Origin of the sequence: Pedobacter sp. G11, assembly GCF_003860265.1 — a bacterium.
GTDB classification, from domain to species: Bacteria; Bacteroidota; Bacteroidia; order Sphingobacteriales; family Sphingobacteriaceae; genus Pedobacter; species Pedobacter agri.
Map to the genome: position 1 here is coordinate 3,102,486 of NZ_CP034190.1, position 14,335 is coordinate 3,116,820.

The 14,335-nt window shown below is 41.4% G+C and carries 8 protein-coding genes; 5 read left to right on the forward strand and 3 right to left on the reverse strand.

The window, feature by feature from the left end; genetic code table 11:
- Positions 1-5: 5 nt before the first annotated feature.
- Entirely contained in the window at positions 6-2,495 is a 2,490-nt protein-coding gene (locus EA772_RS13525) for a mechanosensitive ion channel family protein (RefSeq protein WP_124913669.1), read from the reverse strand.
- Between the two features lie 280 nt (positions 2,496-2,775).
- Here EA772_RS13525 and EA772_RS13530 point away from each other — a divergent pair, with 280 nt between their 5' ends.
- Positions 2,776-3,624: a hypothetical protein gene (locus EA772_RS13530; RefSeq protein WP_010600423.1), complete on the forward strand. Its 849-nt coding sequence runs from the start codon at positions 2,776-2,778 to the stop codon at positions 3,622-3,624.
- 122 nt (positions 3,625-3,746) lie between these two features.
- Here the strand turns inward: EA772_RS13530 and EA772_RS13535 are convergent, their stop codons facing one another.
- Together EA772_RS13535 and EA772_RS13540 are read right to left on the reverse strand one after the other, a co-directional pair.
- The gene (locus tag EA772_RS13535) at positions 3,747-4,331 is read right to left on the reverse strand and encodes a TetR/AcrR family transcriptional regulator (RefSeq protein WP_010600424.1); all 585 of its coding nucleotides are present in this window, start codon (positions 4,329-4,331) and stop codon (positions 3,747-3,749) included.
- Between the two features lie 79 nt (positions 4,332-4,410).
- Positions 4,411-5,169: an SDR family oxidoreductase gene (locus EA772_RS13540; RefSeq protein WP_124913670.1), complete on the reverse strand. Its 759-nt coding sequence runs from the start codon at positions 5,167-5,169 to the stop codon at positions 4,411-4,413.
- Between the two features lie 506 nt (positions 5,170-5,675).
- On the opposite strand from EA772_RS13540, the gene EA772_RS13545 reads away from it, so the two are divergent.
- The 4 genes from EA772_RS13545 (at position 5,676) to EA772_RS13560 (ending at position 13,783) form a co-directional block, all read left to right on the forward strand.
- Positions 5,676-7,421: a glycoside hydrolase family 13 protein gene (locus tag EA772_RS13545; RefSeq protein ID WP_124915038.1), complete on the forward strand. Its 1,746-nt coding sequence runs from the start codon at positions 5,676-5,678 to the stop codon at positions 7,419-7,421.
- A 658-nt stretch (positions 7,422-8,079) separates the two neighbouring features.
- Positions 8,080-9,162, forward strand: coding sequence for an efflux RND transporter periplasmic adaptor subunit (locus EA772_RS13550; protein WP_124913671.1), 1,083 nt, complete (start codon positions 8,080-8,082; stop codon positions 9,160-9,162).
- 24 nt (positions 9,163-9,186) lie between these two features.
- On the forward strand, positions 9,187-12,357 hold the full coding sequence (locus EA772_RS13555; RefSeq protein WP_124913672.1) for an efflux RND transporter permease subunit: 3,171 nt from the start codon (positions 9,187-9,189) through the stop codon (positions 12,355-12,357).
- Positions 12,350-13,783, forward strand: coding sequence for a TolC family protein (locus EA772_RS13560; RefSeq protein ID WP_124913673.1), 1,434 nt, complete (start codon positions 12,350-12,352; stop codon positions 13,781-13,783). The genes EA772_RS13555 and EA772_RS13560 overlap by 8 nt, the downstream gene beginning before the upstream one ends.
- Positions 13,784-14,335 lie beyond the last annotated feature (552 nt).

Consider the following 14,335-nt stretch of genomic DNA (forward strand, 5'->3'; position numbering starts at 1 on the left):
TCGATTTATTTTTCCCTATCCAGACTTTTCGGATTTGTCGCTTGATGGAGATAAACCTCATGTTGACTGAAAGGAATTTTAATTCCGTTTTGGTCAAAAGCATTTTTTATAGCAATAATCAGGTCATTTCTGGTTGGATTATTGTCTTTTAAATGCCGGGTCCATAACTGAATTTTGAGCGCAATAGCGTTGTCGCCAAACAGCTCGAAGTTAACCGCCGGCTTAGGGTTTTTCAGCACCCTATCTTCATCTTCCAGGATTTGATAGATAATTTCCCTGCATTTTTGCAAATCGGTATCGTAGGCAATGCCGATCTCCATCGATAAACGTTTGCGGTTTCCCGATAGTGTCCAGTTCATCAAATGAGAATTGAGCAGATCGCCGTTGGGCATCACCAGATCTCCACCATCCCAGGTACTAATTACGCTACTTCGGAATCCAATGGATTTCATGGTGCCTCCCTGGCCATCAATATCTACGATATCACCAACATTTACAGGTTTTTCGAATGCGATAATCAGTCCGCTGACCAAGTTGTTTACCAATGTTTGCAGGCCGAAGCCAATGCCTACGCCCAGCGCACCAATGATAATAGTGATGCGTTCCATAGGTATGCCTGCAGCAGCTACCGCAAGAAAAAGACCTATTGACAAGATGCTGATCCGCAGGAGTAATACCCAACTTCCCAGGCCGCGGCTGTTCTCGTTCGTACCCTTACTGCTGATTAAATGATCATCAGAGGTAAAAAAGGAAACGATCTTGGAGAGAATGACGGAGATGGTCATCACAATAAAAAACAGCAGTATACCATTTATACTAAAACTATAATTTCCCAATGTCCGCTTAGCACTCATAAATTCAGTAACCGGTTTTGAAAGAAATTCAAATAGGGGGAAGTTATGCCCCAATAAAAGTACCCAGCCTAACACCAAAAGTGCATACAATAGCGATGGTGCTTTACCACCAACCTTGCCGAAATTTACATAAAAAAGTTTCTTGTCCTGTACGGTATAAACTTCAAATGCGAGCAGCAATCCTTCGTTAATGAGGCGAACGACCCAGAGAAATAGTATAGCAATGATTACATTCTGGAAGCCAACTAGAAATAACGTCTTGGCCAGATTAAAACGCCCGTAAATATTTAAAATAATGGAAAGGCCCTCAACGCATACCATGAATAGGATGGAATAGGCTATCCATTTTTCGCGGAGTTCAACATTTCTTTTTTGTCTAAGGATGATAATCCCTGCTACAGCACCAATCAAAGATAATGTGAGCATATACCATCGCTCTGGCCTGGAAGCTTGCAAAAGCAGATTACCTGCTGAGGCGAAGACAAAAAATAAGACCATAAGCAGCCAAACCTTCATCCAGTAGGGAGTGATGAAGTTTTTGAAAACAATTGTTAGACACAGGCAGGAAATTATCCAGATGATGAAACTCAATGTAAATGGAGGAGACAAGAGTAGGAACTGAAATAGACTTAGCACAATTAGTACAGCTGATAATGCCGGATACCTTATTGCTAATTGGCCATTCATCTCTTTTGTCAATAATCCCTTTTCCAGGTAAATTGCCCGAAGTGCGTTTAAATAAATATAAGAGCAGAGTGCGAGAAAAATAATTAGGCAAAGTTTGCCTGCGTTATTAACGGCATAAAACTTTAAGGTTAACATGTTTTTAGTTAGCGAAAAGCTAACGATATCCTTAAATGGTCTGAAGTGAAGTTGCTTTTGCCAGATGTTTGGAAGCTCGCGAGCAACTGTTTCATTTGCCATTTGCCGCTCAAAACCTTCTACCTGCTCAACTGCGTTTTGAAACTCGCTAATGATAATGTTATAGTTGTATAACAATTTTTGGACCTTGCTATTCGTAGATTTCAAAAGCGAGTCAACTGGCGCAGCATCTATAGCAACAGCTGCCAGTGTGCGCACATAATCCATTGTCTGAGCGGAATCTTTAGGGAAAACAAATAGTTCAGGAGCAGTAGAAAGTGAATCTATCCTATAGTGAAAAGATGCCAACTCTTTTTGAGTGATATCCAGTAACGATTTGCTTCTTTTTGCATCTAAGGTAAGTGCATTCAGAACCCGTTTTGTTGATGCAAGATTTCTATAAGTTTGAGTTGTACCTCTATTGATGAGTACCCCTTCAGCTGCGATGAGATAATCTTCCCTTAATTTTTTGAGCTTTCTCTTCAATGCCAAGGTATCTGTAATGGTCTTTAAATAACCTTTGGCATCCTGAGTAGTTAGCCTGATCTGGTTGATAACCTCAAGCTGAACCATGGCCACTTTATCTGACTTAAAATCTTCGATACTTTCCCTGGCAGATTTCTTGGCGAAATCCTGCATCCGGGCCATAAAACCTTTGGTTTTGACTTTTGCGGAATCTGTCTCAACATTCCCTTCAGATTTTGTTTGTCCTGAAGTGGAAACGGTGAAAAAAACAAAACACAATAGGATAATGATAATCCGTGTAAATTTAGAGTTCATGGTAGGGCATGCTTATTCAATATTAAATAAAAATTGAAATGTATCCAAATATGTCAGTTTCCAAATTTGATTTAAGTTGAAGTTTTATACAGACTGAATTGTTTACATAAGCCTGTTCAGTAAAATGTTGATCTACAAGGTTTAGTGTCTGGTAGGGGATATTTTCTTTAGGATCTTTTAACACATTTCCGGAATTGCATTGTTTCAATATTTCTTTAGCTTTTTCATCAGTCCGTCGTATATTTTTATTATTTTTATTTGAGAAAAAATAAACAACAACATGAAAAAAATCTACCTTATTTTAATGTGTTTGATGGTGACAGTAAGCACATTTGCCCAAAACCAGGGAAATCAAAAACCAGATGTAATTAAAAAAAATAATGGGGAAGAAATTAAAGGTAAAATAATCAGGATTACAGACGCTGATGTTTCCTTTGTATACGATGGTGAAACTGCAGAATATGTGATAAAAAAATCAGACATTGCACAAATTGTGCATTCCAGTGGACGGATTGAAACGATTTCTCAAACGGCTTCACCCGCTGAAACCAGACAGAAAGATCAGGTTGCAATGACGGCAACTCCGGCTGACCACCATAACAAGATCGCTATATTGCCTTTTACGTTTTTAATGGATAACCAACCGGGTGCAGATGCCATCGGATTGAAAGCCCAGCAAGATGCCTTTGCACTACTTAGCCAGCATTCGGCCGGATATACCATCCTGGATCCCCGCACCACTAATGCAATGTTAATCCAGGCGGGTGCAACCAAAGATAAAATGATTGGGTTTACGATGAAAAATATTTGCGATATCCTTGGCGTCGAATATGTAATTGATGGTACCGTCACCCAAAATAAGGGCTATCAAACCAGTTATACCTCTGCAAGCGACAATTCGAGTGTGAAAAGGGATGATGCGGATAAAGTTAAAGGTATATCGAGTTATGGGTCTTCGAGCAGTAGTGCCGTTCAGCGTTTTGATGTGAGCGTAAGCCTGCAGATTTACATGGATAATAATGCCAGTATCTATAATGAAAGCCACAAAGCCTTCTTGAGTAATACCGACGGTTCTTATAACGGGCCCTTAGAATACCTGCTGAAAAGAGCACCGCTTTACAGGAAATGATTCGATAAATGCTTCATTGCCATTTAAGTTCTCGTTGCTATTATACCAACAGATTCTCCTGTTATTCAACAAAGTATTAAGCAAGCTCGAAAGGCATTCAAGCGGTTCAACACCATATCCAATTATGCTTTTAGGCTCGCGAGACAGACATTAACAATGTCCTCAAACATTTTTTTGCTTGCATCGAACTTCATTGTTACCCGAAGTCCGTTCAACGAATTAAAGATGAACCTTGATAATGAACTTGCGGAATGCGTTTTGGTGAACACACCTCGTTGTTGTCCTTTCTCGATGGCTTTAGTTATCATATCTTCCGTGTCTTTCATGATGTCGTTTGCAATGGCTGCTACATCACGGTCAACTGTTCCCAGTTCTACTGCCGAATTTACCATGAAACAGCCCCTTGATCGGGATTCGCTCAGCGCATCTTCTTTCACGGCCTCAAAAATAAATCTGATGTAAGCTTCAATATCATCAGCGCTATTTACACCTTGAATTACCGGATCGATTCTTTCCTCCCGATATCGTTTCAAAGCCATTACAAAAAGCGAGTGTTTATCGCCGTAAGTGTCATACAAACTGGACCGGCTAATGCCCAGTCCGTCAACCAAATCTTGTGCAGATGTTGCATGATATCCCTTCTCCCAAAACAGGTTCATTGCCCGATCCAAGACTTCAGCTTCGTTAAATACCTTTGTGCGTGCCATAAAAAAAACCTTTGTGAATTTAGCAATTTCACAAAGGTAAGTAATTCGGAATAATCGTTCCGTATTTGAGCAAAAAAAATTACAGCCGCATAGGTACGTTGATAGAAGCGCCACTATCAATGGTGATTTCACTTCCCGATATAAATGATGCCTCATCGGAAGCTAAAAAGGTAATTAATCCAGCTACTTCCTCAGCGGTTCCATAACGCTTGAATGGCATCAAAGTTTTGATGTGGGTATGGATTTCATCGTTTGCAAAAGCACCCTTATGGATACCAGGGGTTTCAGTCAGAGCAGGCTCTACCACATTTACCCGTATTTTTCTTCCTGCCAGTTCAAACGCAGCATTTTTACTGTAGGCTACTAACGCTGCCTTACTTGCTGAATAAATGGCATTACCAGCATTAAATGAAAATGCTGACACAGAAGCCAGGTGGATAACCGATGCGCCATCAACCAAAAGTGGAACAAACTTTTCGGTAGTAAACACAGCGCCCTTAAAGTTGACACCTGAAATGGTATAGAAAGTTTCTTCGGTAATTTGTCCGATTGGCTCAAACACTTCAACACCGCCAGCATTTACCAACAAGATATCTACCTTTCCAAATAACGACCTAACCTCCGCTGCTAAATTTTCTGTATCCTTTATACTAGAAGCATCTGCACGTATTCCGACCGCATTACTGCCTAATTCGCTAACGGCCACATCAAGAGTTGATTGTTTCCGCCCTGTGATCACTACTTTTGCACCTTGCGCAATAAATGCTTTGGCTGTAGCAAAGCCAATACCCGAAGTACCACCAGTTACAACGGCAATCTTATCTTTCAATTTACTCATTTTTCTTTCTTTTTTTTTAATGGAATGAATGTTCCGTAAAGGTATAATATTCGGAACGAACATTCCGAATATTAAGTGTCATCAAATTATCAATCTATATAATGTATTGATTCTTAGTTTTTTATTCGTGCTTAGGGAAAATTCTTCATCTAAAAACACCACTTGGCCGAAGAAGGCTGTCAGCCGATATTGCAAAAGATGTAGTATTTTTTGTATCCAATGACGCGGCTGGGGTTAGAGGGGGGCAAATTTTAATCGTTTGATAGAAGATCTCCATTAATGATCAGGAGTTCTTAGGTTGAAGCAATTAAACAATCTTGCAAAATTTTGCTTTATCAAAGATCATGATCTGCGCATGATGATCTGTTCAAGTATTTTTCCTTATCATTGCGCTTTAGATGCCGCTTCACCAGATCATTTTACTTATTCAATATATCATCATTTTTATGCAGTATATTTTCAGATCATTCTTTTTGGCGGGACTATTATTAATCTCGGTCACTTCTATGGCCCAAAAGAGTTTTACGCCGGAGTGGAGCAAGGGGATTGTATGGTACCAGATTTTTCCTGAACGCTTTAATAATGGCGATCCTACAAACGATCCTAAAGCTGAAGACCAGGACGGTGCTTACCCTTTTAATACGACATCACCTTTTCAAATTCATAGCTGGACAAGCGATTGGTACCAGTTGCAGCCTTATGAGCAGCAAAACGGTAAGGATATTTACTATAACCTGCAACGTCGCCGTTATGGTGGAGACTTGCAGGGCGTAATCAATAAATTAGATTACATCAAGTCTTTAGGTATTGATGCCATTTACATGACGCCAATTTTTTGGTCTCCATCCTCTCATAAATATGATGCCTTGTGTTACCATCATGTCGATCCCACCTTTGGGCCTGACCCTAAGGGCGATATAGCCTTAATGGAAAAGGAAAATCCACTTGATGTAAAAACCTGGGTTTGGACAAAAGCTGATCTTCTGGCCTTAAAGCTTATTAGAGAAGTTCATTCACGCAACATGCGCATTATTTTTGATGGTGTTTTTAACCACATGGGCGTAAAAAGTTTTGCCTTCCGCGATGTGGAGAAAAATCAGCAAGCTTCGCCATACGCTGATTGGTTCTCTATAAAAAGCTGGAATGATGCCGCTAAGGGTACCACTTTTGATTATAACGGCTGGTTTGGGGTTAAGACACTGCCAGAATTTAAAGAAGATAATCATGGTATTGTAGCCGGCCCCAAACAATATATTTTTAATGCCACTAAGCGCTGGATGAACCCTATGGATAAGGGAACAAAAGATGGAATTGATGGATGGCGCCTGGATGTGGCTTATGACGTGGGTCATCCCTTTTGGAAAGACTGGAGAAAATGGGTGCGCAGCATCAACCCAACCGCTTACATGACTGCAGAGTTGGTGTATCCAATAAATGAAACTAAACCCTACCTGGAGGGCGATGAGTTCGATGCAACCATGAACTATAATTTTGCATTTATTATGCATGACTTTTTTATCCAGGACAAAACCGGATCTACCGTAACTGCATTTGATGCTCGTTTAAAGGAGTTGCGTGAGGCATTCGGAAATGATGTTGCACTAAATATGCAGAATCTGATGAACAGCCATGACGCTACCCGATTAGCAAGTGCGGTTGCAAATCCCGATGGTTTGAAATTCGGCGATTGGGGAAAGTACTTTAACTGGAGCCAGAAAAGCAATAACAAGGACTATAACGCTCGCAAGCCTACTGCGAGTCAGATACAGAAACAAAAGCTTATTGCTGCTTTTCAGATGCTGTATTTGGGATCGCCTATGATTTTTTATGGTGATGAGGCAGGGATTTGGGGAGGCAATGATCCTGACTGCCGCAAGCCTATGATTTGGGAAGATAAAAGATACGATCCTGAAACCTATAATCCGGACCAGACCAGGCATGAGGCAGACCAGGTTGCATTTAATAAGGATCTATTTAACTGGTACCAAAAGTTTATGGGATTACGCAAAACCTATAAATCATTACAACTTGGAGACTATACCACAATTGAAAAAAATGATATACAAAGGTTTTACGCATTTAGTCGTAAATACAATAATGAAGAGGTACTTGTACTTATAAACAGGTCAGAAAAGCCTGTGCAATACAAAAGTGCAATTTTGAAGAGTGGAAGTTATAAGGATGTGTTTTCGAAAAAAACGCTTAAGTCAGTAACTATTCAGCCTATGGATCTTGTTGTGCTTTTTAAATAACTCTTTCAGGATATAGAGACCTGTTACATTTGGATATGTTTGGGGATTTTGTTTTATTATTAAATCCTTAACCATTATCCGGTTTTATAATCTGATTATTAGCTAATCAGCCACATTTCGATAAACTTTTACAAAATATCATTAATTCAGGTGCCCATCATTTAAATAAATATGGGCACCTGGCGCATGTGAAACATGTTTGGCAGAATCATATTGCATTGATTGGTGCGGCTTGTTCGGTATAAAATGGATTAATTTTCGATCTAACAACATATATTCAGCTGTTGGGTAAGGCTAAAACTTCTAAAATTTGCCCACCACTTTACCGCTGCTTTTTTCCTACCCAAGTTTGGAGCGCAGCATTACTGTAATTCAGTTTCCGTAGATTGCAAAGGGCGAAGCAAGGTCTCTTCACTATCATCTGTTCTGCGATCAGCCGGTATTGCTACCGGCTAAAATTCTATTTATTGGGAGAAATGAAAGGTTTGTGATCTGGCTAAAAGCCAACTTCATTATAACTTCATAATTCGATGGTTATTTCGCATAAGAATTAAAAGGTGGCAGACAGCCTTCGATCAAAAACATTCGATTGAATACCTGCTCTTCTTTTAAATTCTGAAACGTCAATCAATCAGATAAAAAATCCCAGTAAAAAACGATGAAAACGACTATCGTGTATTTTGGCCTATTTGCGTTGCTCTTCGCAAGCGGGTGTACTCAAGAAAAAGAAGAAAAGGAAGAAGTGGCTACCTATGCTGCAACTGCTCCGTTAATGATGGATACCTCATTTACCAAAGAATACGTTTCACAGATTAAATCTGTACGGAACATTGAAGTAAGGGCACAGGAGAAAGGTTATCTTCAAAATATTTATGTTGATGAAGGTCAGCAGGTAAAGGCAGGCCAGTTGTTGTTTAAAATTATGCCTAAAGCCGCACAATCAGAATTGTTGAAAGCACAGGCAGAGAAAAAGTCGGCCGAAATAGAATTGGAGAATACGAAATTGCTATCTGATAAAAACATCGTATCTAAAAATGAACTGGCGCTGGCCAAGGCTAAACTGCAGTCTTCTAATGCCGAAACTTCGCTAGCTAAATTCCATCTTTCCAATACCGAAATCAGGGCGCCGTTTGCGGGCACCATCGACCGTATTCCTTTAAAGTTGGGCAGTTTAGTTGATGATGGCGCATTACTCACCAGTCTTTCTGATAACAGCCAGGTTTTTGCTTACTTCAACGTTTCGGAGCCTGAGTATTTGAATTACCAAAGCGCTGCGAAAGCCAAAGGACAACAGGAAGTGGGTTTGCTTCTGGCGAACAACGAATTGCTTAAAACGAAGGGGAAAGTGGAGGTTATTGAAAGTGAGTTTGACAACGAAACGGGAAACATCGCTTTCAGGGCAAGATTTAACAATGCCGATAATCTGCTTCGCAATGGTGAAACCGGTAAAATCCAAATGGTTGTTCCCTTGAAAAATGCGATGGTTATTCCGCAGAAAGCCACTTACGATATTCAGGATAAAACTTATGTTTTCGTGATTGACAAAAACCATAAAGTGCATTCCAGGGCGATCACCATTGTTGGCGACCTGCCAGATTTATATATCGTAGGTGATGGTCTCAGCACTGGTGATAAGATATTACTTGAAGGTGTACAGAAAGTGAAAGATGATGATAAAATTGCTTTCAAGTTTCAGCAGCCACAGGAAGTAATGAAACAATTGAGACTGAAAACAGAATAATCCCAGCACCTTCATATTTATATTATGTTTAGCAAGTTTATACAAAGGCCCGTCCTTTCTATAGTGATATCGCTTATAATTGTTTTTCTCGGAGTATTAGCCATCAACTTCCTTCCGGTAACACAATTTCCTTCCATTTCGCCGCCTAAGGTTAATATTACGGCCGAGTATCCGGGCGCAAACAACGAATTGTTAATTAAATCGGTGGTCATTCCTCTGGAGCGGGCACTAAACGGCGTACCGGGAATGAAATACATTGCTTCGGATGCCGGTAACGATGGTGAAGCCTCCATCCAGGTGGTATTTAATTTGGGTACCGATCCCAATCAGGCTTCCCTGAATGTTCAGAACAGGGTAGCGGCTGTAACCAATAAACTTCCACCACTTGTGGTTCGTGAGGGTGTTAAAATTACACGTGAAGAATCGAGCATGCTGATGTATATTAATTTGTATAGCAAGGATCCGAAGATGAACCAGAATTTCCTCTATAACTACGCTGATATCAATTTATTATCAGAGTTGAAAAGGGTAGATGGGGTTGGTTTTGCTGATATCCTGGGCGACCGTGATTATGCGATGCGCATCTGGCTGAAACCTGATCGCATGCAGGCTTATAAAATCTCGGTTGATGAAGTGATGAAAGCCCTGGATGAGCAAAGTTTGGAAGCCTCCCCAGGAAAAACAGGCGAAAGTTCGGGTAAAAGATCGCAGGCTTTTGAATATGTTTTAAAATATTCTGGCCGCTACAATACTAAGGAACAATATGGCAATATTGTGCTGCGGGCCAATGCTGCGGGCGAACTTCTTCGGTTAAAAGATGTAGCCGATGTAGATTTTAGTGCTGCGGCTTACAATCTTTATTCTACCCTTAATGGAAAAGCTTCAGCAGCTATTGTATTGAAGCAATCTTACGGCAGTAATGCCAGTCAGGTGATTAAAGACGTGAAAGCTAAAATGGCTGAAATTAAATCTACTTCCTTTCCAAAGGGATTGGATTATGAAATCAGTTATGACGTTTCTAAATTCCTTGATGCATCTATAGAAAAGGTTATCCATACCCTTGTTGAAGCTTTTATTCTGGTGGGTTTAGTGGTGTTTTTGTTTCTTGGCGACTGGCGTTCCACGCTTATTCCAGCCATTGCTGTTCCGGTTTCACTGATTGGTACTTTTGTATTCATGCAGTTCTTCGGGATTACGCTGAACTTAATTACCCTGTTTGCCCTCGTACTGGCCATTGGTGTTGTGGTGGATGATGCGATTGTGGTGATTGAGGCGGTACATGCTAAAATGGAACTCGACAGGCGTTTGTCGGTTCTAAAAGCCACGCAACAGGCGATGAAAGAAATTGGTGGAGCCATCATTGCGATTACTTTTTTAATGGCTTCGGTATTTATTCCGGTGGCGTTTATGTCAGGTCCGGTAGGCATTTTCTATCGCCAGTTTTCCATCACCATGGCCACGGCAATTATCCTTTCTGGCATTGTGGCTTTAACGCTTACACCAGCCCTTTGTGCCATCATGCTTAAAAATCATCATGGTTCACATCAAAAGAAATCCGTCATCGATCGATTCCTGGATAGTTTCAACCGTGGTTTTGCCAAGCTTTCGGGTAAATATGAATGGGTATTAACCCGTGTGGTGACCAGACGACTATTCACTTTTGGGATCCTGATTGCGTTTTGTTTAGGTGTATGGGGCCTTAGCAGCAGCGTTCCTTCAGGTTTTATCCCCAATGAAGATCAGGGGATGGTTTATGCCATTATTCAAACCCCTCCGGGATCAACTTTGGAGCGTACGGATCAGATTGCAGAGAAGCTGCAAAAAATGTGTGAAGACATTGATGGTGTAAAATCTGTTTCTTCATTAGCAGGTTATGAAATTCTTACTGAAGGTACAGGCTCTAACTCCGGTACTTGTTTGATCAACTTAAAAGATTGGAGCGAGCGTAAACATTCGGCTGCCGAGATTATTGAAGAGCTGGAAGAGAAATCAAAGAATATTCCTGGGGCAACCATCGAATTTTTCCAGCCACCAGCGGTTCCGGGTTATGGTGCGGCCGGCGGTTTCGAACTTCGCTTACTCGATAAAGCGGGCAGTGGCGATTACAAAAAAATGGAAACAGTGGGTAATGATTTTGTGAAAGCGCTGAACAAACGCAAGGAGTTATCATCAGTATTTACCTTTTACAGTGCCAGTTTTCCGCAATATATGCTTAATGTTGACAATGACATTGCCCAGCAAAAAGGCGTAAGTATTGATAATGCGATGAACACGCTTTCCACCTTTGTGGGTAGCAATTACGAAACCAGCTTTATCAAGTACGATCGACAGTATAAAGTGATTGTTCAGGCTTTACCACAATACAGGGCATTGCCGGAAGATATTTTAAAACTTTCGGTTAAAAATGACCGGGATGAAATGGTGCCGTTTTCGGCATTCATCAAAATGCAGCGGGTTTACGGTTTATCAGAAATTACGAGGCATAACATGTATAACGCTTCGGAAATCAGCGGACAAAGTGCTCCGGGCTATAGTTCGGGCGAAGCCATCAATGCCATTACGGAAGTTGCGGCGAAGACCTTGCCGAGAGGTTTCGGAATTGATTGGGCAGGTATTTCCAAAGATCAGGTATCCAGGGGAAATGGTGCGATATATATCTTTTTGATTTGTCTGGGATTTGTTTACCTGGTGCTGGCCGCACAATATGAAAGCTTTATTTTGCCGCTTTCGGTTATTCTATCATTACCTGCAGGGATTTTTGGGGCCTTTCTATTCCTGAAAATTCTGGGTCTGGAAAACAACATTTATGCACAGGTAGCAATGGTGATGCTGATTGGTTTACTGGGTAAAAATGCCGTGCTGATTGTAGAGTTTGCTGCGCAGCGGCATAGCCAGGGTTTAAGCATCGTTAAATCTGCCATGGAAGGGGCGATGGTGCGTTTCCGTCCGATTTTAATGACCTCATTTGCTTTCATTGCAGGTTTAATTCCTTTAATGATTGCTTCTGGTCCAGGGAAAATCGGCAACAGAACCATTGGTTCGGCTGCAGCGGGCGGTATGCTTTTTGGAACGATATTCGGCGTGGTGATCATTCCCGGGTTGTACTACATCTTTGGTACCATCGCTGCCAAACACAAACTCATCAAAATAGAAGAAGAACATCCATTAACTGAAGAAGTAGAAGACAATGTTTAAGTTTAATCGATATAAAATTGTGGGTTTGGCGATGCTGTGCGCTTTATATAGTGCCTGCAAAGTGCCTGAATTTGCCCAACGAAATGAAAATAAGAATGTTCCTGCAAGTTTTGGCCAGACTGCCGACACCACCAATACTGGTGCTGTGCAATGGCGTAGCTTTTTTACCGATCCTCATCTGATCAGTTTGATTGATACGGCGTTAAAAAACAATCAGGAACTCAACATCACTTTACAGGAAATCGAGCTTGCTAAAAATGAAATCAAAGCCAGGAAGGGTGAACTTTTACCCACAGTTGGTTACCGCGTAGGTGCAGGCATCGAAAAGGTAGGCCGCTATACCAGTGCAGGGGCCGGTGATGCTTCAACCGAAATTACGCCTGGAAAAGGTGTTCCTGATGTGCTGCCAGATTATGCTTTTGGCTTACAGGCGAACTGGGAGGCCGATATCTGGCATAAACTTCGCAATGCCAGGCAAGCCGCAGTGACCCATTATCTTTCCACCGTTGAAGGTAAGAACTTTGTGGTCACCAATCTGATTGCAGAAATTGCCAATTCTTATTACGAGCTGCTGGCGCAGGATAACCAGCTGGAAATTGTAAAACAGAATATCGCTTTACAAAGCAATGCATTGGAGCTGATGAAAATTCAGAAACAGGCTACCCGTGTCACAGAATTGGCAGTCCGTAAATTTGAAGCGGAGGTTTTAAGTTCTAAAAGTCTGGAATTTGATATTCAACAAAACATCACGGAAACGGAGAACAAGATCAATTTTTTACTGGGTCGTTTCCCTCAGCCAATCATTCGTGATCGCAATGCCTTTAATAACCTGGTTCCACCAACGGTTCAGACCGGCCTGCCCGCACAATTATTGGCCAATCGCCCGGATATTAAACAGGCAGAACTCGATCTAGCCGCTTCGAAACTGGATGTGAAGGTAGCAAAAGCACAATTTTATCCTTCCTTAGGGATTTCAGCAAACATTGGCTACCAGGCTTTCAATCCATCTTATTTACTTCGAACACCTGAGTCGATCATGTATTCCCTGGCTGCAGATTTAGCCGGACCACTGATTAACCGCAATGCGATCAAAGCTTCTTATGCTGCGGCAAATGCGAAACAGTTGCAGGCCGTTTACAATTATGAACGCAGTATTTTGAATGGTTATATTGATGTGGCAAATCAATTGTCGAACATTAGTAATCTACAGAAAAGTTATGATCTTAAATCGAAACAGGTAGCCGCTTTAACGCAGTCGATCGATATTTCAAATGATTTATTTCGTGCAGCCAGGGCAGATTATTTCGAGGTTTTAATGACACAGCGTGATGCTTTGCAATCGAAACTCGAACTGATTGAAACCAAAAAACAGCAATTAAATGCTGTGGTGAATATTTATCATGCATTGGGTGGGGGATGGAATTAATCGTGTTTGCAGGTGTCGCACCGTCATCTCGACGCAATGGAGAAACAGGAAGCTAATTTTTTGAACCAGGTTCTAAGACAGGAGGGGAAACTCCCCTCCTTATTTTCAAGGAGGGGCGGGGGTGGTTGGGCAGGGCGCCTTTTTCAGGGCCGTCATTGCGAAGGAAGCTTTTTCAGTTGTAGCGGCAATCTCTTTTCGGGGGCATCCAATTGTTCCAATGTTATCACAAATCTGTTTTATTTCTGTCGAAAATATCTGTGAGGATATGGAAATTTAATGCGGTCGCTATCCCCCTCTGGAGGGGGCAGGGGGAGGATTAGCACATTTGAGGGGCAAACTCCCCTCCTTATCTTCAAGGAGGGGCGGGGGGTGGTTGATTGAGTTATCTCCTATGCCGGGGAGTAGGGAGCCTTTTTTATGGGCGTCATTGTGAGGCAAGCTTTTCAGCTGTAGCGGCAATCTTCTCTTTTACGAGCGGCATACGATTGTTCCAGTTTTGATCATAATTTGTTCTATTTCTGTCGAAAATATTTGTGAGGATACGGAAATTTA

Excerpts from the sequence above, each read along its gene's own strand:
- EA772_RS13560 (WP_124913673.1), top strand. The coding sequence starts at position 12,350 with ATGTTTAAGTTTAATCGATATAAAATTGTGGGTTTGGCGATGCTGTGC.
- EA772_RS13525 (WP_124913669.1), bottom strand. The coding sequence starts at position 2,495 with ATGAACTCTAAATTTACACGGATTATCATTATCCTATTGTGTTTTGTT.
- EA772_RS13530 (WP_010600423.1), top strand. The coding sequence starts at position 2,776 with ATGAAAAAAATCTACCTTATTTTAATGTGTTTGATGGTGACAGTAAGC.
- EA772_RS13555 (WP_124913672.1), top strand. The coding sequence starts at position 9,187 with ATGTTTAGCAAGTTTATACAAAGGCCCGTCCTTTCTATAGTGATATCG.
- EA772_RS13540 (WP_124913670.1), bottom strand. The coding sequence starts at position 5,169 with ATGAGTAAATTGAAAGATAAGATTGCCGTTGTAACTGGTGGTACTTCG.
- EA772_RS13545 (WP_124915038.1), top strand. The coding sequence starts at position 5,676 with ATGGCCCAAAAGAGTTTTACGCCGGAGTGGAGCAAGGGGATTGTATGG.
- EA772_RS13535 (WP_010600424.1), bottom strand. The coding sequence starts at position 4,331 with ATGGCACGCACAAAGGTATTTAACGAAGCTGAAGTCTTGGATCGGGCA.
- EA772_RS13550 (WP_124913671.1), top strand. The coding sequence starts at position 8,080 with ATGAAAACGACTATCGTGTATTTTGGCCTATTTGCGTTGCTCTTCGCA.